Origin of the sequence: Citrobacter sp. Cu096, from assembly GCF_030332285.1 — a bacterium.
GTDB lineage: Bacteria > Pseudomonadota > Gammaproteobacteria > Enterobacterales > Enterobacteriaceae > Citrobacter > Citrobacter meridianamericanus.
Genome location: NZ_JAOWID010000030.1, coordinates 849,023 through 871,027, shown reverse-complemented (window position 1 = coordinate 871,027; position 22,005 = coordinate 849,023). Strand labels below are relative to the sequence as shown.

Sequence of the window (22,005 nt, the reverse complement as noted above, 5' to 3'; positions counted from 1 at the left end):
ATTACTCGTCTTCGTCGTGAACGGGTTGTTCTTTAACAATGCGAACTAAATCCACACGATAGTCATTCGCTTCGACAATCGTGATGCTCAACGGTGCAACCTCGATAACATCACCTACGCGTGGAATATGACCGTTAGCCGCAATGACTAAACCTGCCACCGTGGCAATGTCTTCATCTTCATTCACTAACGTATCCACGTCCAGCGCCTGTTGCAACGCATGCAGATCGGTTCCCCCTTTCACCAACCAACCGTCTGCATCAGCAATAATTTCAGGCGTTTCATCGGCATCCGGGAATTCACCGGCGATTGCTTCTAATACGTCCAGCGGCGTCACCAGACCCTGCACGACGCCAAACTCGTTAGTAACGATGACGAAACTACCGCGGGCGCGACGCAGAACGCCTAACAAATTAATCGGGTCCAGCGTTTCCGGGACGACGATAGCCGGGGATGCAGAGGCAATGGCCGCCACATCTACACCGTCTTCCAGCGCCACCAGCAGCTCTTTAGCACGCACGATCCCGATGATTTCATCCAGTTCGCCACGACATACCGGGAACAGACTGTGTGGTGAAGAGAGCAACTGCTCGCGAATTTCCGCCACGCTCAGGTCTGCATCAACCCAGCTAATTTCGCCACGCGGGGTCATAATGCCGCGTAATGAACGCGACGCCAAAGAAAGGACGCCGTTGATCATATAGCGTTCTTCTTCCACAAATGCGCCTTCCGGTACGGGAACCGGCATCGGATTGTCGGATTCCATCTGTGCGCTGGCCTGACGTTTACCGCCCATCAGACGCAGGATTGCATCGGCAGTGCGCGCGCGCAGCGGCAGCGCCGACTGGTGGCGAATAAAGTTACGACGGGCAATCTGGTTAAACAGCTCAATGATGATTGAGAAGCCAATCGCCGCATACAGATAGCCTTTCGGAATATGGAAGCCAAACCCTTCGGCAACCAGACTCAGACCGATCATTAACAGGAAGCTCAGACACAGCACCACCACCGTCGGGTGTTGGTTCACAAATCGTGTCAGCGGCTTGGAAGCGAGCAGCATCACGGCCATAGCAATCACTACCGCCGCCATCATCACTGGCAGATGGTTGACCATACCGACCGCCGTAATTACGGCATCCAGCGAGAACACCGCATCGAGGATGACAATCTGCGTTACAACAACCCAAAAACTCGCATATCCTTTTGTCTGGCCAGTATCATGTTCACGGTTTTCCAGCCGCTCATGCAGCTCTGTCGTAGCCTTGAACAAGAGGAATATACCCCCCAGCAGCATAATCAGATCGCGCCCCGAGAACGCATAGTCCATTACCGTGAACAGCGGCTTAGTTAGCGTCACCATCCACGAAATGACGGACAACAAGCCCAAACGCATAATCAGCGCCAGTGACAGACCGATTAATCGCGCTTTATCTCGCTGTTTTGGCGGCAGCTTATCAGCCAGGATCGCAATGAAGACCAGGTTATCAATACCCAGAACAATTTCGAGAACGACAAGCGTGAGCAAACCCACCCAAATCTGCGGGTCCATTAATAATTCCATGACAAGCTCCTGCTTAAGGAATGACCAAACTGCGCGCTGAGAATCTCAGGCGTTAAAGCGATATGCAGAGAAAATTTGTGGCAAAAAGTGCCAATTTGACAGGCGCAACGCGGCCTGATGGTGAAATGACGTCGGTGACGATCCATATGGTGGGCTACTGCCCTATACTCCTGAGTAATTAAACAGATGCTAAACATAACAGAGACAATCGGTTTTTAGCAAAGATTTACCTTCCTTTGCAATAAGTTGTTTCGGAGATATTTTGCCCTTCGAAATTTCTTTTCATCGGAAGTTAAATTACGGATCTTCATCACATAAAATATTTTTTTCGATATCTAAAATAATTCACGAAAATCATAAGCTTTTCTTTGTAACCCTTATCTGAATCGATTCGATTGCGGACGACGATTCAAATACATCTTCACGTTGATGTGTTAACGATAATAAAGGAGGTAGCAAGTGACCATTGCTATTGTTATAGGCACACATGGTTGGGCTGCAGAGCAGTTACTTAAAACAGCAGAAATGCTGTTAGGCGAGCAGGAAAACGTCGGCTGGATCGATTTCGTTCCAGGCGAAAATGCTGAAACGCTGATCGAAAAGTACAACGCTCAGTTGGCAAAACTCGATACCAGTAAAGGCGTGCTGTTTCTCGTTGACACATGGGGAGGCAGCCCGTTCAACGCTGCGAGCCGCATTGTCGTCGATAAAGAGCATTACGAAGTCATCGCCGGTGTGAACATTCCCATGCTGGTTGAGACCTTCATGGCGCGTGATGACAACCCCAGCTTCGATGAATTAGTGGCACTGGCCGTTGAAACCGGTAGCGAAGGCGTGAAAGCGTTGAAAGCAAAACCGGTGGAAAAAGCCGCTCCTGCTCCGGTCGCAGCGCCAAAAGCAGCAGCGCCCGCCAAACCGATGGGCCCGAACGATTATATGCAGATCGGCCTGGCGCGTATTGATGACCGCTTAATCCATGGTCAGGTGGCAACGCGCTGGACCAAAGAAACCAACGTTACACGCATTATCGTCGTCAGTGATGAAGTTGCTGCCGATACCGTGCGTAAAACGCTGCTGACTCAGGTAGCACCTCCGGGTGTAACAGCACATGTGGTTGATGTCGCAAAAATGATCCGCGTCTACAACAACCCCAAATATGCAGGCGAGCGTGTGATGTTGTTGTTCACCAACCCGACCGACGTAGAACGTATCGTTGAAGGTGGCGTGAAAATTACCTCCGTTAACATTGGTGGTATGGCTTTCCATCAGGGTAAAACCCAGGTAAACAACGCTATTTCTGTTGATGAAAAAGATATCGAAGCGTTTAAAAAATTAAACGCGCGTGGTATTGAGCTGGAAGCCCGTAAGGTCTCCACCGATCAGAAACTGAAAATGATGGATCTGATTGCCAAAGCGGAAAAATAAACGCTCTGGTTGAATCTTTAGCTCTCACACTTAAGTCTGTATAAGCAATAGGAGAAGTACAATGGAGATTACCACTCTTCAGATTGTGCTGGTGTTCATCGTCGCATGTATCGCGGGTATGGAGTCGGTACTCGATGAATTTCAGTTCCACCGTCCGTTGGTGGCCTGTACGCTGATTGGTGCCGTTCTCGGGGATATGAAAACCGGTATTATCATCGGTGGTACCCTGGAAATGATCGCCCTGGGCTGGATGAACATCGGTGCTGCGGTTGCACCTGATGCCGCACTGGCCTCAATTATCTCTACCGTTCTGGTCATCGCGGGTCATCAAAGCATTGGTGCGGGTATCGCACTGGCTATTCCTCTGGCAGCAGCAGGCCAGGTTCTGACCATTATCGTTCGTACCATCACCGTAGCGTTCCAGCACGCGGCGGATAAGGCGGCCGAAAGCGGCAACCTGACGGCGCTATCCTGGATACACGTCTCCTCCCTGTTCCTTCAGGCAATGCGCGTTGCAATCCCTGCGGTAATCGTGGCTATCTCCGTCGGTACCAGTGAAGTTCAGGGCATGTTGAACGCCATTCCGGAAGTTGTTACCGGTGGTCTGAACATCGCAGGCGGTATGATCGTAGTGGTTGGTTATGCAATGGTCATCAACATGATGCGCGCAGGCTACCTGATGCCGTTCTTCTACCTCGGCTTCGTCACCGCGGCATTTACTAACTTCAACCTGGTTGCTCTGGGTGTGATTGGCGCAGTAATGGCCATCCTCTACATTCAGTTGAGCCCGAAATATAACCGCGTAGCCGGTGCACCTGCGCAAGCAGCTGGCAATAACGATCTCGATAACGAACTGGACTAACAGGTGAGCGAAATGGTTGATATGACTAAAACTACCACCGAGAAAAAACTCACCCAGAGTGATATTCGTGGCGTGTTCCTTCGTTCTAACCTGTTTCAGGGTTCATGGAACTTCGAACGTATGCAGGCGCTGGGTTTTTGTTTCTCCATGATACCGGCGATCCGCCGTTTGTACCCGGAAAACAACGACGCGCGAAAGCAAGCTATTAAGCGTCATCTGGAATTCTTTAACACCCATCCGTACGTAGCGGCCCCGGTACTGGGCGTAACGTTGGCGATGGAGGAGCAGCGTGCAAACGGTGCAGAGATTGACGATGGTGCTATCAACGGTATCAAAGTTGGTCTGATGGGGCCGCTGGCAGGCGTGGGTGACCCGATCTTCTGGGGTACCGTACGTCCGGTCTTCGCCGCGCTCGGCGCAGGTATCGCGATGAGCGGCAGCCTGCTTGGACCATTGCTCTTCTTTGTTCTGTTTAACCTGGTACGTCTCGCGACCCTTTATTACGGAGTGGCGTACGGCTACCGTAAAGGTGTCGATATCGTTAAAGATATGGGCGGCGGCTTCCTGCAGAAACTGACTGAGGGGGCGTCAATTCTCGGCCTGTTTGTCATGGGGGCATTGGTTAACAAATGGACGCACGTCAACATCCCGCTGGTGGTTTCCACTATCACCGGTCAGGATGGCCAGACTCGCGTCACCACCGTGCAGACAATCCTTGACCAGCTGATGCCGGGCCTGGTTCCGTTGCTGCTGACGTTCGCCTGTATGTGGCTGCTGCGTAAGAAAGTGAACCCGCTGTGGATCATCATTGGCTTCTTCGTCATCGGTATCGCGGGCTACGCTGTCGGCCTGCTCGGCCTGTAAGACTGTTGTACATCACCGGGGGCTTGCCCCCGGTTTTTCTATTTAGAGGGTTGAGGATTCATGACTATCACGGACCTGGTGCTGGTTCTTTTTATCTTGTCGCTGCTGGCGTATGCCATTTACGATCAGTTCATCATGCCCCGACGCAATGGCCCCACTCTGCTTACTGTCGTCCTGCTTCCTCGCAGCAGAGTCGACGGCGTTATCTTCCTTGGCTTGGTAGCTATTCTTATCTATAACAACATCACCAGCCACGGCGCGCAATTTACCACATGGTTATTATGCGCACTGATATTGATGGGGTTGTATCTGTTCTGGATCCGTACGCCAAAAATCATCTTTAAGCAAAAAGGCTTTTTCTTCGCCAATGTCTGGATTGAATATAATCGCATTAAAGAAATGAATTTATCTGAAGACGGTGTACTGGTGATGCAATTAGAACATCGAAGATTACTGATTCGCGTACGAAATATAGACGATCTCGAAAACATATATAAACTTTTAATTTCAAATCAATGATTTATGAATATAGCCTGAACTATGTTTTTATATATCAATGCAAAAACAAACATAGCTAAGGCTATATTTCATCATCAGTAATGTTATTAATTTTAACGTTTTATCTATAAATAAATCTAAATGAAAATCGTTTTCAATTAGAGTCAAAATATTATTTCTGCATTTCTTGTTTTATATTCTAAAAATATGTTAAGGTTGCGCCCGTCGTTGGGGAGTAGCCGATTTCCAGATTCCGGAAATGTACGTGTCAACATACTCGTTGAAAAACGTGGCACGTACGGACTGAACTTACAGGTTCAGTCAGGCGAGACCATAGGCACATCAACTGCAATGCATATTTGAATGGCGCTGTATTTACAGTGATTCCAGCTTGTATGCATGGTTACTGGGGGCAGTGATGTGTTTTATGGATACCCCGGTCAGGACGCTGTTATGAATCTTACCGCTACCGTTCTTCTCGCTTTCGGCATGTCGATGGATGCTTTTGCTGCATCAATTGGCAAAGGTGCCTCCCTGCATAAACCCAAATTTTCTGAAGCACTGCGTACTGGCCTTATTTTCGGCGCAGTTGAAACGCTCACGCCATTGATTGGCTGGGGCATGGGGATGCTCGCCAGCAAATTTGTGCTGGAGTGGAACCACTGGATCGCCTTCATTCTGCTGATGTTTTTAGGTGGGCGAATGATAATCGAAGGTTTTCGCGATAACAGTGATGAAGATGAAGAGCCGCAACGCCGTCACGGTTTCTGGCTGCTGGTCACCACCGCCATCGCCACCAGTCTCGACGCAATGGCCGTCGGGGTGGGTCTGGCTTTCCTGCAGGTCAACATTATTGCCACAGCGCTGGCCATCGGCTGTGCCACGTTGATTATGTCCACACTCGGCATGATGATCGGTCGTTTCATTGGCCCGATGCTGGGCAAACGAGCTGAAATTTTGGGCGGGGTGGTACTGATTGGTATCGGTGCCCAGATCCTCTGGGCACACTTTCACGGTTAACTCAGTCGCTGCCAGACATGAATACTAAAGTCTGTCTGGCAATCAAACTGTGTTTTCCCCGTTAAGGCTTCCCACACCTCCGGCTTTGCCCGCCAGGCGAACGGCGTCATCTGCAGCAATGCCACAGCCTCACTGCCTTTGAGCTGCATTTGATATCCCAGTGCAATACTCTGTTGCAGGGCAAAACCATCAAGCTGCTCAGTGTGTGGCGCATGCAGCCGCACCTCATCATAAATCAGTCCTTTCAGCTCCATTAAATGACGCGGGCCCGGCGTGGCGGTAATTACCCAGCCACCCGGTTTAACCACGCGAGCCAGCTCCTGTGCTTTGCAGGGGGCGTAGATCCTGATGATGGCATCCATTGATTCGTCGGCAAATGGCAGACGGTGACTGGAGGCAACACAAAAGGTCACCTGAGGATAACGTCGCGCCGCAGCTTTAATTGCTGCTTTGGAGACATCAAGACCAAAGGTTGTACAGCCCGCCAGCGCATCGGCAAACGCATGGGTGTAATACCCTTCCCCACAGCCAATATCCAGGATCACTGCATCTTCGGAATTCGACTTCTCTTTAAGCACATTCACAATCGCATCGCGCAGCGGCTGATAGTGGCCAGCATCAAGAAATGCCCGGCGCGCCTGCATCATTTCAGCGCTATCGCCTGGATCCCGCGACCGCTTATGCTGAACCGGCAGTAAGTTAACATACCCTTCTTTCGCCACGTCAAACTGGTGCCGCCCGGGACAGACAAAACTGTTATTCGCTTGAGTAAGAGGCTGGTGGCAAAGAGGACAGGAAAACGACATGACAACTCCGGCAGGTGACTTAAGGGCGCAAGTGTAACGCGAATTGCGCCCAGGGAAAATAACTTACAGCGACGGTGAGTTTACGTTGCTGGCGTGCATCACCACCAAATGATCGGAGTTGGCCGGCATGCCATCCGGCTTTACATTTTCCAGACGCAGGACATCGCCCATTATCTGACTGAACACTGGCGCGGAAACGGCTCCCCCGTAGTAAGCGCCGTTTTGCGGGTTATTAATCACCACTACCAGCGCAAATTTTGGATCGCTCGCTGGCGCAACGCCTGCCGTATAAGCCACGTATTTGTCGACATATTTACCGTCATCACCAATTTTCTTTGCCGTTCCGGTCTTAACCGCTACGCGATAATCTCTAACCGCAGCTTTGGTTCCCCCGCCGCCGGGTAGCGCGACGCTCTCCATCATATGTTCAACCTGGTGAACCAACGCCTCCGGCATCACCCGCGTACCTATTACTGGCGGATCGATACGCGTAATAGAAAGGGGGCGGTAAATACCAAAACTGCCGATGGTGGCATAAACATGCGCCAACTGGAGCGGCGTCACCATTAGCCCGTAGCCAAATGCAAAGGTGGCCCGATCCAAATCGCTCCAGTAGCGACGTTGCGGCATTAAACCGCTACTTTCCCCGGTTAACCCCAGTCCGGTAGGATCGCCAAAGCCAAAGCGTTTATAGGTATCCAGTAGTTTCTGGATCGGCATAGCCAGCGAGAGGTGTGATACACCTGTATCGCTCGATTTCTGCAAAATCCCGGTCAGCGATAACTCAGGGTAAAACCCGACATCGCGGATGCGATGTCCATCCAGATTAAAAGGATGTGTATCAATGACGCTATCAGGCTGCACAATCCCTTGCTGCAGTGCAGTCATGATCACCAGCGGTTTAACAGTTGAACCGGGTTCAAAAGTGTCGCTAATTGCACGGTTGCGAAAATCATCCAGCACCGCACCATCACGGTTATTGGGATTGAAGTCGGGAAAGCTTGCCATGGAGAGTATTTCGCCGGTGGCAATATTGACCAACACCGCAGCTCCAGATTCCGCTTTATTCCATGTTACGGCATTGTCCAGCGCATCTTCAGTAACTGTCTGCAAACGTTCATCAATACTGAGCTGTAATTCGTGCGCCGGCACCGGCATCACTTCGGTGATATTTTCGATGACATGGCCAAATTTATCTTTCCGTACGAGGCGGGAGCCAGGTTTGCCCATCAACTGGCTGTTAAAGCTTTTCTCCAGGCCTTCAATCCCCTGACCATCAATATTGGTAAAACCAATCAAATTGGCCGCAACATGCCCGGCGGGATAGAATCGACGCGACTCTTCGCGCAAATTGATACCCGGGAGATTAAGATCATCGATCCACTGCGCCTGCTGAGGAGAGATCTGGCGCGCAAGATAGATAAAGCGGCCAGTTGGATTGCTGTTAACACGTTCAGCCAGCGTGGCGAGCGAAATATGCAGGGTCTTAGCTAATGCCTGCCAGCGTTCGTTATAGCCAACACCACCTTTGCTGACAATCGTCTTCGGATCGGCCCAGACAGCGTTAACCGGAACGCTTACCGCCAGCGGCCGCCCTTCTCTGTCGGTGATCATTCCGCGTGGAGAGGCAATCGACACTTCACGTAACGAACGCATGTCTTCCTGTTTTACCAGATTCGTCGGCGTGACTATTTGCAGCCACGCAACCCGACCGAGCAGCAATCCAAGACTCAATAATATTGCCACGCAAAGCAGGGCAAAACGTACGGGAGTAAAATTGCGCGCATCGCCGTCGTTTTTCTTTTTCACCCAATCTCCAGCAAGATAGTTTTTCAGGTGTCTGATTTAACGAGAAATGACGTAAGAATGCGGGGAAAACTATGCTACGAACATCACGCCTTTGCAACAAAGCGCTAATGGAAGGGCATTCAGTAATATTTTGACGTAATCTGAATTAAAAAGCCCCGCAGAAGCGAGGCTTTATATCTGAGATGGAGGCGCAAAAGCGCTTCAAATCAGTGGTGTCGATCAGATAGCTGTTACGTTAACAGCAGCCGGACCTTTCTGGCCGTCCTGAATTTCGAACTCAACGTTCTGGCCTTCAGCCAGAGTTTTGAAGCCGTTACCCTGGATAGCGGAGAAGTGTACAAACACGTCTTTGCTGCCATCAGCCGGAGTAATGAAACCAAAACCTTTAGACTCGTTGAACCACTTAACTTGACCTTTAATCTTTGCCATTTGCAAAATTCCTTAGAGTATTTTCTTCGCCCGCGGGCGTAACATAGATAAAACTGAGACATTACTGCTTGAGGCACTAATATAAGGTTCGGCAGAGAAGCGGTATTCAACGTCAACGTGTTTACTCAGGACTTCTTTACTGAAAATGCCACACATAAACAGAACTGTACCTCGTTTAACCCAAAACGTGTTATCACATACAACGTTAATAATGGCAAGCCATTTTTAAACGTGTCTCGATCGGTCGCACAAATCCTGTCTTTCATCAAACAGCAACTGCACAGTTATGCGCCAGGCCGAGTAGAGATATATTCTCGTGCCTCTCCCCTTACCCCGCATGGTTGGCACCATTGCAGAGACATTTCTACCATAGCTCAATAGCTTCGGTTGTTCCAGGTTATCTGTAACGGGTTCTGCCCTATATCATTTTTTATGCTTAGTAATGCATAAAATATCACAAGCGTAGAAATGGGATCCGTCTTCTTGTTTTGCACCAAAATAATGAAAGAATGATGACAAGGCACAAAAAAAGTAAGAGAAACGTTTCGCTGCTAATAAAACGATCATTATCACAAAAATGACATAATCATATTTTTAACGTATGGGATATTATATTTAGATCAGGCCAGGGATAAGATATTAATTAGGCGGAGTCTCTGAAAATACTGGGAGTCCATGTCAGTCCGCCGCTAATTAAACGTCAGGGACAGAAGAAAAAAATCTGACACGCTTAAGACAGGATGAAGTAACTGGAAGCAACATCCGCAGTACCTCACCCTGTCATACTTATTTACCGCTCTGCTACCAGGCGGATGATGTCATCGTCTTCTTGCCTGGCAGTCAGTGCAGCAGGCTCTGCTACTTTCTCGGGTTCGTTAGCTTCGCAAAGTCGACGGAGTAAAGCGTTCTGTCTTTTTTGCTGATCTAACAATGCTTCAAGCAGCTCAATCTGCTCGTTGGTACGCGAACTTGCCCGATTGATGAAAAACCATAGAACAAGCCCGACAATCAAAACCACCACTGATACCGCTAAAGACGCAAAACTCAACGCGCCTGAATTCAAAACTTCGTTCATTTCACCACCTCAATGTAGACGGCATAGTTTACCACTGCCGCACAAGAAGGTAATCAACTGTTGCGAAAATGCGCTTACCAGGGAATAAACTTATTAATGGCACAAATACCGCTGAAAAATTGTACGTCCTGATCGCACATGATGTTGAGCACCTGCGCCCACATCAGTATGCATACCAGTACAACAACAATCAGCACTACCCAGCGAATCTTTTTCACTCCAGCTCCACTCTTCAATCCTACATCTTATGTCTATAAATTATCATGCGTTACCTAAACCCAGCGTTAACTGTATCGGCATTCAATCTTTTTAGGAATGATTGACTTGTTTCATACCGTGTACAGGCTAATCTAATAACAACGAAAAAAGATAAGAGGTTGTAATGCGTCTGATTATCCGCGCTATTGTGTTGTTAGCTCTGGTTTGGATCGGTTTATTACTGAGCGGCTACGGTATCTTGATTGGAAGTAAGGAGAATGCTGCGGGTCTGGGCCTGCAATGCCAATATCTGACCGCTCGCGGCACCAGCACCGCACAGTACGTCCACACTGATAGCGGTATCATTGGCCTGTCGGATTGTCCTCTGTTAAGGAAAAGCGCGGTTATTATCGACAACGGCTAATATAGCAACAATTCGTTCACAATGTTATTTGTGCCAACTCACGTTATAATTTTTCATAAAAAACCCCTGGTACAAAATACCAGGGGTTTTGTCATTAGCGATGACGTCAGTTCAGAACGGATAGTCGTTATAGCCCATTTGTTCTGAAATCTTGCGCGCCGCCGTATGCAGCATTGCCACATACTCGTGTAAACGTTCTTCAGAGAAACGCAGCGTTGGGAATGAAATACTCAGGCCCGCAATAACCACGCCGAAACGGTCAAACACTGGTACGCCGATGCAACGCAGGCCTTCTTCCTGTTCTTCGTTATCTTCGCCATAACCTTGCTCACGTACTTTATCCAGCAGTACCAGTAATTCATCGGTATTCGTAATGGTACGATCGGTGCTGCGTTTGTACTCAATACCATCCAGAATCTGCTTCACTTCATCGCGGTCACGCCATGCCAGCAGAACTTTACCAATAGCTGTACTGTATAGCGGATTACGACGACCAACGCGAGAATACATGCGCAGATTGTACATGGAATCGATTTTATGAATGTAGACGATGCTGTCTTCATCCAGCGCACCGAGGTGAACTGTCTCTTTGGTCAGGCGTGAAAGTTCGCGCATCTGAATGTCAGCGCTACGGATAAGATCAACGTTTTGCAACGCGCGTGCGCCTAGCTCGAATAATTTCAGGGTCAGAGAGTATTTCTCAGACTCTCCTTCTTGTGCCACATAACCCAGCGTTTTCATGGTCTGCAAAAAGCGATAAACGGTGCTTTTCGACATCATGACGCGTTGCGACAACTCGGTAATACCAATCTCGCGCTCTTCACCCAGCGCCTGCAGAATGCCAAAAACTTTCAGCACGGAAGATACAGAATCGGGTTGCTTATCCAGATCTGCGATAGCCATTTACCACCTCATTGCGAGTGTTTTATAAAAATCAGAACCGGTTTTTATTATAATTTCACGTCCCCCCACTCGCAATCGCTCTTTGCTTACTTAGTTACAAATCTGCGACCTAACGCCTGAATATCAATGCTAAAATCATTATTCTCTTCATAAATACCGACAATATTGATTTTCTATGGAAAAAATTCAGGCCGATGGTCTGCCATTGCCCCAGCGATATGGCGCAATTTTAACCATTGTAATTGGGATTTCTATGGCAGTACTCGACGGCGCAATAGCAAACGTAGCCCTGCCAACTATCGCCGCCGATCTTCAGGCCTCACCAGCAAGCTCAATATGGATCGTGAACGCCTATCAAATTGCTATCGTCGTTTCGCTTCTGTCACTCTCTTTTTTAGGCGATATGTTTGGTTACCGACGCATTTATAAGTGTGGTCTGGTCGTGTTCTTGCTGGCATCGCTATTCTGTGCCTTGTCTGATTCGTTACACATGCTGACGCTGGCGCGCATCGCCCAGGGTTTTGGCGGCGCGGCGCTAATGAGCGTGAATACGGCATTGATCCGACTCATTTACCCACAGCATCAGCTTGGGCGTGGGATGGGTATTAACTCCTTTATTGTTGCGGTCTCCTCGGCAGCGGGTCCAACTATTGCCGCGGCAATTCTCTCTATCGCCTCGTGGAAATGGCTGTTTCTGATTAACGTCCCGTTGGGAATAATCGCACTGCTGCTGGCTATGCGCTTTTTACCCCCCAATGCGTCCCGCAGCAATAAACCACGCTTTGACCTGCCGAGTGCAGTGATGAATGCCTTAACGTTTGGTTTGCTGATCACCGCCCTCAGCGGTTTTGCACAAGGACAGTCGCTAAAACTTATTGGTGCTGAGATTGTGGCACTGATCGTTGTAGGTTTTTTCTTTATCCGCCGTCAGCTCGCCTTGCCAGTACCCTTATTGCCGGTTGATCTGCTACGCATTCCGCTGTTTTCACTCTCGATTTGTACCTCAATCTGTTCTTTCAGCGCGCAAATGCTGGCATTAGTTTCCTTGCCCTTTTTTATGCAAACGGTACTCGGGCGCAGCGAAGTCGAAACGGGTCTGCTGTTGACGCCATGGCCACTGGCAACCATGGTGATGGCTCCTCTCGCGGGATATCTGATTGAACGCGTTCACGCCGGACTATTGGGTGCGCTGGGCATGGCAGTGATGGCGAGCGGTTTGTTTTCGCTGGTACTGCTACCCACTTCGCCCTCTGATTTTAATATCATCTGGCCAATGATTTTGTGCGGCGCGGGCTTTGGCTTGTTTCAGTCACCGAACAACCACACTATCATCACCTCCGCGCCGCGTGAGCGCAGCGGTGGGGCAAGCGGTATGCTGGGGACGGCGCGCTTACTAGGTCAAAGTACAGGGGCCGCGCTGGTCGCACTAATGCTCAACCAATTCGGTGACAGCGGAACGCACGTCTCGCTGATAACAGCTGGCATTCTGGCCTCGCTGGCAGCCATCGTGAGCGGCCTGCGTATTACGCAACCGCGAATTCAGGCATAAAAAAAGCGCGTCTGTCGACGCGCTCTTCAGTTAGTCTGCTGCAGATTATTTCAGATATTCTCCGCTGCGCAGCGCTTCAATACGTTTATCCAACGGCGGGTGAGTCATAAACAGCTCACTCAACGACTTGGATTTGCCGTTGATGCAAAACGCCATCATGCTGGTCGCTTCCTGCGGCTCATAGCTGGTTTTCAGACGCTGCAGCGCGGCGATCATTTTCTCACGCCCTACCAATTTTGCAGAACCGGCATCCGCATGGAATTCACGATGACGTGAGAACCACATGGTAATGATGCTCGCCAGAATACCAAACACCAGTTCCAGCACCGTCGCCACCGCAAAGTAGATCAACGGGTTACCGTTGCTACCCTCACCCTCATCACGGTTTCCACCCATAAAGCCAGCGGCAATTTGCGCCAGAATACGTGAGATAAAGATAACGAAGGTGTTTACAACCCCCTGAATGAGCGTCATGGTCACCATATCACCATTGGCAATGTGGCTGATCTCATGCGCGATAACGGCTTCGGCTTCATCAGGGCTCATGTTTTGCAACAGGCCAGTACTCACAGCCACCAGCGAAGCATCCCGGCGCGCACCGGTAGCAAACGCGTTAATATCTGGCGCATGGTAGATTGCGACCTGCGGCATAGCGATCCCGGCCTGACGGGCCTGATTCGCTACCGTATTCATCAACCAGCGTTCTCTTTCATTGCGGGGCTGTTCGATCACTTCCCCACCGACGGATTTTAACGCCATCCATTTGGACATCAGCAGAGAAATGAAGGAACCACCAAAACCAAACAGCAGTGCCATGATCAACAAGCCTTGAACGCTGCTTGACTGAATCCCTGTCAGGCTCAATACCAGCCCGAAAACGACCATCACAGCCAGGTTCGTCAGCAGGAAGAGCGCGATTCGCATCATAATTTTCTTTTAACCTCAATTTAACAAAACGCACTATGCGATTACCCATATCGTATGGGTCTTACGGCTATTTTCAAGCATCCATCGGTGCTAAGTCACCAGAAAAACACAACTTTACATTTTATCGTATCAGACTGACGTCTTCATGCGTTTGTTAAAAAAAACAGGCACAATTTCTTGTGCCTGTTTGAGGTTATTGACGGGTTGCGGGCTGTTCCGCTGGCTTCTCTTTCTCAAGATGCGCCAGATCAAGCGCGATTTTTACCGTTTCATCCAGGTACGGATCCGGCTCCTGGTAATCCTTCGGCAGATCGTCCAGTTTCTTCAAAGGCGGTTTGCCTTCACGCTTAAACCGATCGTTGATACGCGCCAGACGCATTGCGTCATCTTCGTTATTCTCTTTTTCACGCTGAGCGTAATTCAGAGAAGCGATGTTGCGCTTATCCTTCATCGCATTGAAACGCGCAATATCCTTCATGATGTACTGGAACTCAGGATCGTTGGCGATACGCGCATTGTGCTCTTTCAACAATTCAGGTCCAAACGGCGTCAGATTCTCTGATTTGGTGTAGGTCGCAGCATCAATGCTATCCCACGGCAACGCGTTATCTTCAAACTTCTCACCGGTTTCTGTTTCTTCATTACCTGTCGGCATGATGATATCCGGCGTAACGCCCTTACGCTGCGTACTGCCACCGTTGACACGGTAGAATTTCTGGATCGTATACTGAACAGAGCCCAGCGCCGGCCATTCCGGACGCAGCATCTGATCGTAAATACGGTTCAGGGAGCGATATTGCTGAACGGTACCTTTCCCGAAGGTCGGTTCACCGACAATGAGCGCACGACCATAATCCTGCATTGCCGCAGCAAAAATTTCTGATGCCGAAGCACTGAAACGATCGACTAACACCACCAGCGGGCCTTTGTAATACACGACGCCGTCGGTATCGCTGTCCTCACGCACTTTACCGTTATTGTCACGAACCTGAACAACCGGACCGGATGGAATGAACAGACCGGAAAGCGAAACTGCTTCAGTCAGCGCGCCGCCACCATTGGTGCGCAGATCGATAATGACGCTGCTGACGTTCTGTTTTTCCAGCTTCTGCAGCTGAACTTTGACGTCATCCGTCAGGCCAACATAAAAGCCGGGAATATCCAGTACGCCGACCTTTTCTTTGCCAACGGTTTTCACGGACATTTTCACAGCGCGGTCTTCGAGACGAATACGTTCACGCGTTAACGTTACGATGCGCGTTTTGGTACCCTTACCAGCAGGCAGGATTTCAAGGCGCACTTTGCTGCCTTTCGGTCCTTTGATCAGCGCCACCACGTCATCCAGACGCCAGCCAATCACGTCGACCATGCCTTTACCGGTCTGACCCACGCCGACAATACGGTCACCAACGCTTATCGCTTTGCTCTTGGCTGCAGGGCCACCCGCCACCATGGAATTGATGACGGTGTAGTCATCATCCATTTGTAGAACTGCGCCAATACCTTCCAGAGACAAGCTCATTTCAGTATTGAACTGTTCAGTATTGCGTGGAGAGAGATAGTTAGTATGCGGGTCGATTTCACGGGCAAAAGCCGTCATCGCCAGAGAAAACACATCTTCGCTATTGGTCTGCGCCAGACGGCGAATCGCAGACTTGTAGCGGCGAGTCAGCGTTTCACGAATTTCCGCATCGGTTTTACCGGTCAGCTTCAGGCTGAGTTCGTCAAATTTAACCTTGCTGTCCCACAGCGCGTTAAGCTCTGCTTCGCTCTTTGGCCACGGAGCTTTGCTCCGGTCGAGGTTAAACGTGTCGGTACCGGTAAAATCCATTGGCCGTGCCAGCACGCTCAATGCGTACTGATAACGTTCAAATCGGCGTTTTTGCGCCAGATTATAGAGGTCGTAAAAGACATCCAGCTTGCCGCTACGCAATTCATCGCCAAGAACCGTTTTCTTCTTTGCAAACTGTTCGATATCGCTCGCCAACAGCACGTTGTGGCTGTAGTCGAGCAGATTCAAATAGCGGTCAAAAATTTTCGCCGAAAACGCCTGATCCAGATCGAACTGACGATAGTGTGAACGCGTAAAACGCGATGTAACACGCTCACTTACCGTCGCATGCTGGGTTTCTTCCTTTAAGACGGGGATTTGATCGGCACGCGTGATGTCTTCCACAGCAAGTGCCTGGCCTGCTAATGCAAGCAGACCAGCTAACGCAGTAAGCCTAAAAAAAGTGTTCATGCCAGGCCTGGCCTCCGTTTCAGAACACCAGGTGTTCTGCGCGTACAATCAAAGACATACCCGAATTCAGCTGTACACGGACGCCATCTTTGGTGATTTCTAATACGGTGGCATCCATCGCATTATTTCCTGCTTTCACCTTCAGAGACTGCCCTACCGTCAGCACTGAAATATCAGATACCGGGGTATGCTGTTCTTCACGAGGAGCACGCGGTGCTTTTGCTGCTGGTTTTTCAGCGCGAGGTTTACGCTCAGCACCTTCTTTACGACGCGGAGCAGGACGCGGCTTGCGCTCGCGACGCGGTGCGTCTTCTTTTTCCCCGGCAGCAGCGGCCGCTTCGCGTTTTTTCGCCTGTTGTTCAGCGCGTTGCGCCTGAACGCGGGCTTTAGCTTCTTCCAGCTGTTTGCGAGCATGTTCCACGTGCTGTTCATCCAGCTCACCACAAGGGTTGCCGTCGAGATCCACACGCGTTGCGCCCAATTTAACGCCATACAGATAGCGCCAGCTTGAAGTATAGAGACGTAAGGCTGAACGGAGCTGTGTCTTGCTGAGGTTCATTTCGCCCTCAACACGCTCTACCAGATCCTGAAAAATGCCAATTTTCAGTGGGCGCGCTTCGCCTTCCGCACTAAAGCACTGCGGGAAGCGTTCGGCCAGAAACGCGATGACTTCTTTACTGCTATTCAACTTAGGTTGATTTTCCATGAAATTTCCTGATTACAACGGACGTAGCCAACAAGCGCAGGCATGAACAGGCGACATTATAATGACGTCATCAGTAATTGCTACGTTATCCGTTGATTATCCTGCGATGCGCGCAAAGAATTTTTTGTAATCCGTCGTTGCAAGCACGGTTTCAAGCTGTGCCACCAGCGTCCGCAGCCCCTGTTCATCTTCCTCAGTAAAGCGGCCAAACGCCGTGCTATCAATATCCAGCACGCCGATGATCTGATTGTCGACGGTGATTGGCAGGACGATTTCAGCGTTGCTGGCGGCATCGCAGGCGATGTGCCCGTCAAAAGCATGTACGTCCTCAATACGCTGAACCTGGTTCTGCGCCACGGCGGTACCACATACTCCGCGCCCCACCGGAATCCGCACACAGGCGATTTTCCCCTGGAAAGGCCCCAGCACCAGCGTATCGTTTTCGAGCAGATAAAAACCGGCCCAATTTACTTCTGCAAGACGCTCGAACAACAACGCGCTGGTATTCGCCAGCGTTGCCAGAAAACTAGTCTCACCTGCCATTAATGCCTGAAAATCACGGTTCAGATCCGTGTATAGCTCTATTTTGTTCATTATGTAATCACTTAGTTGTCTTACCTAAAACTGCAGCCTACTAAAATAAACATTAAATGCGTTAATGCTCAAGATCATTCCCGTCATGAGTTAAGATAACATTACTTCAACAATTTGATTCGCGATACATGGCCTTAACGACACCACGCATCACGCCGACTAAAAAAATAGCCATCAGGTCCATTGGTGATGCACTTCCTCGTGCGAATTACCATCGCTGCCCTGAATGTGACCTGATCTTTAGTTTGCCTAAAATGCGTTCACACCAAAGTGCATTTTGCCCACGCTGTCAGGCAAGAATTCGTGACGGACGCGACTGGTCACTAACGCGGCTGGCGGCAATGGCTTTCGCCATGCTGCTGCTGATGCCCTTTGCCTGGGGAGAGCCGCTCCTGCACATCTATCTGTTAGGTGTACGCATTGACGCCAATGTGCTGCAGGGCATCTGGCAAATGACCCGTCAGGGCGATCCACTCACCGCATCCTTCGTGCTATTTTGCGTGGCTGGTGCGCCGCTAATTCTCGTGACCTCAATTGCTTATCTGTGGTTTGGCAATATTCTCGGGATGAACCTGCGCCCGGTACTGTTGATGCTGGAAAGGCTTAAAGAGTGGGTGATGCTCGATATCTATCTTGTGGGTATTGGCGTCGCATCAATCAAAGTTCAGGACTATGCTTTTTTGCAACCCGGTGTGGGGCTGTTTGCTTTTATCGCGCTGGTGATCCTCAGTATTTTGACGTTGTCGCACCTCAACGTAGAGCAGCTTTGGGACCGATTTTATCCGCAAAGACCGGCCCGTCGCCCTGATGAAAAGCTCCGCGTCTGCCTCGGTTGTCACTTTACAGGTTATCCGGACGCGCGAGGTCGCTGCCCTCGTTGCCATATCCCGTTGCGTTGGCGCAGGAACCAAAGTATTCAAAAGTGTTGGGCGGCTCTTCTGGCCTCGATTGTCCTGCTTTTGCCTGCTAATCTGCTGCCCATCTCGGTAATATATGTCAACGGTGGTCGACAGGAGGACACCATCCTGTCAGGCATAATGTCTTTGGCAAACAGTAACGTCGGCGTGGCGGCGATCGTTTTTATCGCCAGTATTCTGGTGCCATTCACCAAAGTGATTGTGATGTTTACGTTGCTCATCAGCATTCATTTTAACTGCGAGCAAGGATTGCGTACCCGCATCAAACTGCTGCGCATGGTGACCTGGATTGGTCGCTGGTCGATGTTGGACCTCTTTGTTATCGCGTTAACCATGTCACTGATTAATCGCGATCAGATTCTTGCTTTTACTATGGGACCGGCTGCGTTTTATTTCGGCGCGGCGGTAATATTGACTATTCTTGCTGTGGAATGGCTGGACAGCCGATTACTTTGGGATGCACATGAGTCAGGAAACGCCCGCTTCGCAGACTGAAGCGCAGATTAAAACAAAACGTCGTATCTCTCCGTTCTGGCTGCTGCCGTTGATCGCATTGATGATTGCAGGTTGGCTGATCTGGGGGAGCTATGAAGATCGCGGCAATACCGTGACCATTGACTTCATGTCTGCGGACGGCATTGTGCCCGGACGCACGCCCGTTCGTTATCAGGGCGTTGAAGTGGGCACAGTACAAGATATCAACCTCAGCAAAGATCTGCGTAAAATTGAAGTCCGCGTCAGCATCAAATCGAGCATGAAAGATGCACTGCGCAAAGATACTCAGTTCTGGCTTGTTACACCGAAAGCGTCGCTGGCTGGGGTTTCGGGTCTGGATGCGTTGGTTGGTGGTAACTATATCGGCATGATGCCCGGAACCGGCGAGGAAGAAGATCATTTCGTCGCCCTCGATACGCAGCCCAAATATCGTCTTGATAATGGCGATTTGATGCTGCATCTGCGGGCGCCTGACCTCGGTTCGCTTAATAGCGGTTCACTGGTTTATTTCCGTAAGATTCCGGTCGGTCGGGTGTATGACTACGCCATTAACCCCAATCATCAGGGGGTAACCATCGACGTGTTGATTGAACGTCGCTTTACCAACCTGGTGAAAAAAGGCAGCCGCTTCTGGAACGTATCCGGCGTGAATGCGGATGTCAGCCTCAGTGGCGCAAAGGTAAAACTGGAAAGTCTGGCCGCGCTGGTCAATGGTGCGATTGCTTTTGATTCGCCGGAAGACTCAAAACCCGCGGCTGCCGACGACACGTTTGGTTTATATCAGGATCTCGCGCACAGCCAGCGCGGGGTAATTGTCAAACTTGATTTACCCAGCGGAGACGGACTCAAGGCAGGCTCAACGTCACTGATGTATCAAGGATTAGAGGTCGGTCAGCTTACCAAACTGGATTTAAATCCGGGCGGGAAAGTCACCGGCGAAATGACAGTCGACCCCAGCGTCGTAACGCTGCTGCGCGACAACACGCGGATCGAATTACACAGTCCTAAATTATCGTTAAACGATGCCAATCTCAGTTCACTGCTGACGGGTAAAACCTTTGAACTGGTCCCCGGCGAAGGCGAGCCGCGTAGCCAGTTTACTGTTATTCCCGCAGAGAAGTCGTTGTTACACGATCCAGGCGTCATGACATTTACGCTGACCGCACCGGAGAGTTACGGTATTGAAGCCGGCCAGCCGCTGATCCTCCACGGCGTACAGGTCGGTCAGGTTATTGAGCGTACGCTTACCAGCAAAGGCGTCTCATTTATCGTTGCCATCGAACCGCAGCATCGCTCGCTGGTGCAAGGCGACAGTAAATTCGTGGTCAACAGCCGGGTGGATGTCAAAGTCGGGCTGGATGGCGTGGAATTCCTTGGTGCCAGCGCCAGTGAGTGGCTCAGCGGCGGCATTCGCATTTTGCCAGGCACCAAAGGCGAAATGCAAAAAAGCTACCCGCTGTATGCCAACCTGGAAAAAGCAATTGAAAACAGCCTGAGCGATCTGCCAACCACCACGGTCAGCCTGAGCGCCGAAACGCTGCCGGATGTGCAGGCCGGTTCGGTGGTGCTCTACCGCAAATTCGAGGTCGGTGAAGTGATTAGCGTTCGTCCGCGCGCCGATGCGTTTGATATCGATCTGCATATCAAACCGGAATATCGCAATTTGTTGACCAGTAACAGCGTGTTTTGGGCCGAAGGCGGTGCAAAGGTTCAGCTCAACGGCAGCGGTTTAACCGTACAAGCATCTCCCCTGTCGCGCGCACTCAAAGGGGCTATCAGCTTTGATAACTTAAGTGGCGCCAGCGCCAGTCAACGCAAAGGCGACAAGCGTATCTTGTATGCTTCCGAAACCGCCGCGCGTGCGGTGGGCGGTCAGATAACCCTGCACGCGTTCGATGCCGGTAAACTCGCGGCCGGCATGCCGATTCGCTATCTTGGGATCGATATTGGTCAGATCCAGACGCTTGAGCTCATCACCGCCCGTAACGAAGTTCAGGCAAAAGCGGTTCTGTATCCGGAATATGTGCAGACCTTTGCCCGAAGCGGTACGCGCTTCTCCGTGATCACGCCGCAAATTTCGGCGGCGGGCGTGGAGCATCTGGATACCATCCTGCAGCCGTATATCAACGTTGAACCAGGACGCGGCAACCCGCGCCGTGATTTTGAGCTACAGGAAGCCACGATTACCGACTCTCGTTACCTCGATGGTCTGAGTATTGTGGTGGAAGCGCCGGAAGCCGGTTCGCTGAATATCGGTACGCCAGTGCTGTTCAGAGGCATTGAAGTGGGGACCGTCACCGGGCTGACGCTGGGTTCTCTTTCTGACCGTGTGATGGTTGCCATGCGCATTAGCCAGCGCTATCAGCACCTGGTGCGCAACAATTCCGTGTTCTGGCTGGCATCCGGATACAATCTCGACTTCGGTTTGACCGGCGGCGTCGTGAAAACCGGTACGTTCAACCAGTTCATTCGCGGTGGTATCGCCTTCGCCACGCCACCGGGTACGCCACTCGCCCCGAAAGCGCAGTCGGGTAAACACTTCCTGCTGCTCGAAAGCGAACCGAAAGAGTGGCGTGACTGGGGAACCGCCCTGCCACGTTAATCTCTCCTCTGCTCCGGCGTAAATACTCGCGCCGGAGCACTTCTACCCGTCATACTTCAAGTTGCATATGCGTTAGGTACTCTCGTTTACCCCAGTCAC

Annotated in this window: 22 protein-coding genes and 1 riboswitch; of the genes, 9 read left to right on the top strand and 13 right to left on the bottom strand. The window is 50.5% G+C overall.

All coding sequences use genetic code 11. From position 1 onward, the window contains the following. Position 1: 1 nt before the first annotated feature. The gene (yoaE, locus tag OGX99_RS18535; RefSeq protein ID WP_252837670.1) at positions 2-1,561 is read right to left on the bottom strand and encodes a CNNM family cation transport protein YoaE; all 1,560 of its coding nucleotides are present in this window, start codon (positions 1,559-1,561) and stop codon (positions 2-4) included. Further along, positions 1,549-1,707, bottom strand: a complete 159-nt coding sequence (locus tag OGX99_RS23920; protein ID WP_373276864.1) for a protein YoaL — start codon at positions 1,705-1,707, stop codon at positions 1,549-1,551. Before OGX99_RS23920 ends, yoaE begins: the two co-directional genes overlap by 13 nt. A 313-nt stretch (positions 1,708-2,020) precedes the next feature. Here OGX99_RS23920 and manX point away from each other — a divergent pair, with 313 nt between their 5' ends. From manX to mntP, 5 genes are all read left to right on the top strand, one after another. After that, positions 2,021-2,986: a PTS mannose transporter subunit IIAB gene (gene manX / locus OGX99_RS18530; RefSeq protein ID WP_187252293.1), complete on the top strand. Its 966-nt coding sequence runs from the start codon at positions 2,021-2,023 to the stop codon at positions 2,984-2,986. 61 nt (positions 2,987-3,047) lie between these two features. After that, the gene (gene manY, locus OGX99_RS18525; RefSeq protein ID WP_151219460.1) at positions 3,048-3,848 is read left to right on the top strand and encodes a PTS mannose transporter subunit IIC; all 801 of its coding nucleotides are present in this window, start codon (positions 3,048-3,050) and stop codon (positions 3,846-3,848) included. 12 nt (positions 3,849-3,860) lie between these two features. Further along, positions 3,861-4,712, top strand: a complete 852-nt coding sequence (locus OGX99_RS18520; RefSeq protein ID WP_151219461.1) for a PTS mannose transporter subunit IID — start codon at positions 3,861-3,863, stop codon at positions 4,710-4,712. A gap of 60 nt (positions 4,713-4,772) precedes the next feature. Then, positions 4,773-5,231, top strand: coding sequence for a DUF986 family protein (locus OGX99_RS18515; RefSeq protein WP_187252292.1), 459 nt, complete (start codon positions 4,773-4,775; stop codon positions 5,229-5,231). Between the two features lie 197 nt (positions 5,232-5,428). Further along, positions 5,429-5,533, top strand: a riboswitch (yybP-ykoY riboswitch). A 130-nt stretch (positions 5,534-5,663) separates the two neighbouring features. Beyond that, a complete protein-coding gene (mntP, locus tag OGX99_RS18510; RefSeq protein ID WP_151219462.1) occupies positions 5,664-6,230 on the top strand; it encodes a manganese efflux pump MntP in 567 nt (188 codons plus the stop codon). Here the strand turns inward: mntP and rlmA are convergent. The 6 genes from rlmA to mgrB form a co-directional block, all read right to left on the bottom strand. After that, the gene (gene rlmA / locus OGX99_RS18505; RefSeq protein WP_151219463.1) at positions 6,227-7,036 is read right to left on the bottom strand and encodes a 23S rRNA (guanine(745)-N(1))-methyltransferase; all 810 of its coding nucleotides are present in this window, start codon (positions 7,034-7,036) and stop codon (positions 6,227-6,229) included. The two genes, mntP and rlmA, sit on opposite strands and share 4 nt — an antisense overlap. 63 nt (positions 7,037-7,099) lie before the next feature. Further along, complete coding sequence (ftsI2, locus tag OGX99_RS18500) at positions 7,100-8,845, bottom strand: peptidoglycan DD-transpeptidase FtsI2/PBP3(PARA) (RefSeq protein WP_187252289.1); 1,746 nt, start codon at positions 8,843-8,845, stop codon at positions 7,100-7,102. Positions 8,846-9,064: 219 nt separating this feature from the next. Continuing rightward, entirely contained in the window at positions 9,065-9,274 is a 210-nt protein-coding gene (gene cspE, locus OGX99_RS18495) for a transcription antiterminator/RNA stability regulator CspE (RefSeq protein WP_001062678.1), read from the bottom strand. Between the two features lie 12 nt (positions 9,275-9,286). Next, positions 9,287-9,430: a DUF2627 domain-containing protein gene (locus tag OGX99_RS18490; protein WP_151219465.1), complete on the bottom strand. Its 144-nt coding sequence runs from the start codon at positions 9,428-9,430 to the stop codon at positions 9,287-9,289. A gap of 634 nt (positions 9,431-10,064) precedes the next feature. Further along, on the bottom strand, positions 10,065-10,349 hold the full coding sequence (locus OGX99_RS18485; protein ID WP_151219466.1) for a YebO family protein: 285 nt from the start codon (positions 10,347-10,349) through the stop codon (positions 10,065-10,067). A gap of 74 nt (positions 10,350-10,423) precedes the next feature. Further along, positions 10,424-10,567 carry a PhoP/PhoQ regulatory lipoprotein MgrB gene (gene mgrB / locus OGX99_RS18480; RefSeq protein ID WP_151219467.1) on the bottom strand — a complete coding sequence of 48 codons (144 nt, stop codon included), beginning with the start codon at positions 10,565-10,567 and terminating at the stop codon, positions 10,424-10,426. Positions 10,568-10,731: 164 nt separating this feature from the next. Here mgrB and OGX99_RS18475 point away from each other — a divergent pair, with 164 nt between their 5' ends. After that, complete coding sequence (locus OGX99_RS18475) at positions 10,732-10,971, top strand: YobH family protein (protein WP_286544636.1); 240 nt, start codon at positions 10,732-10,734, stop codon at positions 10,969-10,971. A 111-nt stretch (positions 10,972-11,082) separates the two neighbouring features. On the opposite strand, the gene kdgR is transcribed toward OGX99_RS18475, so the two are convergent. Continuing rightward, positions 11,083-11,874, bottom strand: coding sequence for a DNA-binding transcriptional regulator KdgR (kdgR, locus tag OGX99_RS18470; protein WP_003833778.1), 792 nt, complete (start codon positions 11,872-11,874; stop codon positions 11,083-11,085). Positions 11,875-12,049: 175 nt separating this feature from the next. Between kdgR and OGX99_RS18465 the strand changes: the two genes are divergently transcribed. Beyond that, the gene (locus OGX99_RS18465; protein WP_187252288.1) at positions 12,050-13,423 is read left to right on the top strand and encodes an MFS transporter; all 1,374 of its coding nucleotides are present in this window, start codon (positions 12,050-12,052) and stop codon (positions 13,421-13,423) included. Positions 13,424-13,468: 45 nt separating this feature from the next. On the opposite strand, the gene htpX is transcribed toward OGX99_RS18465, so the two are convergent. The 4 genes from htpX to msrC all read right to left on the bottom strand — a co-directional run bounded on the left by htpX (position 13,469) and on the right by msrC (position 17,892). Next, positions 13,469-14,350: a protease HtpX gene (htpX, locus tag OGX99_RS18460; protein WP_003034964.1), complete on the bottom strand. Its 882-nt coding sequence runs from the start codon at positions 14,348-14,350 to the stop codon at positions 13,469-13,471. A 193-nt stretch (positions 14,351-14,543) separates the two neighbouring features. Beyond that, complete coding sequence (prc, locus tag OGX99_RS18455; RefSeq protein ID WP_151219469.1) at positions 14,544-16,592, bottom strand: carboxy terminal-processing peptidase; 2,049 nt, start codon at positions 16,590-16,592, stop codon at positions 14,544-14,546. A gap of 19 nt (positions 16,593-16,611) precedes the next feature. Next, positions 16,612-17,298 carry an RNA chaperone ProQ gene (gene proQ / locus OGX99_RS18450; protein WP_003833781.1) on the bottom strand — a complete coding sequence of 229 codons (687 nt, stop codon included), beginning with the start codon at positions 17,296-17,298 and terminating at the stop codon, positions 16,612-16,614. Between the two features lie 96 nt (positions 17,299-17,394). Beyond that, a complete protein-coding gene (msrC, locus tag OGX99_RS18445) occupies positions 17,395-17,892 on the bottom strand; it encodes a free L-methionine (R)-S-oxide reductase MsrC (RefSeq protein ID WP_286544633.1) in 498 nt (165 codons plus the stop codon). A 128-nt stretch (positions 17,893-18,020) separates the two neighbouring features. Here msrC and yebS point away from each other — a divergent pair, with 128 nt between their 5' ends. Beyond that, positions 18,021-19,304: a membrane integrity lipid transport subunit YebS gene (yebS, locus tag OGX99_RS18440; RefSeq protein WP_151219471.1), complete on the top strand. Its 1,284-nt coding sequence runs from the start codon at positions 18,021-18,023 to the stop codon at positions 19,302-19,304. Continuing rightward, on the top strand, positions 19,273-21,906 hold the full coding sequence (locus tag OGX99_RS18435; RefSeq protein ID WP_286544631.1) for a PqiB family protein: 2,634 nt from the start codon (positions 19,273-19,275) through the stop codon (positions 21,904-21,906). The genes yebS and OGX99_RS18435 overlap by 32 nt, the downstream gene beginning before the upstream one ends. Positions 21,907-22,005 lie beyond the last annotated feature (99 nt).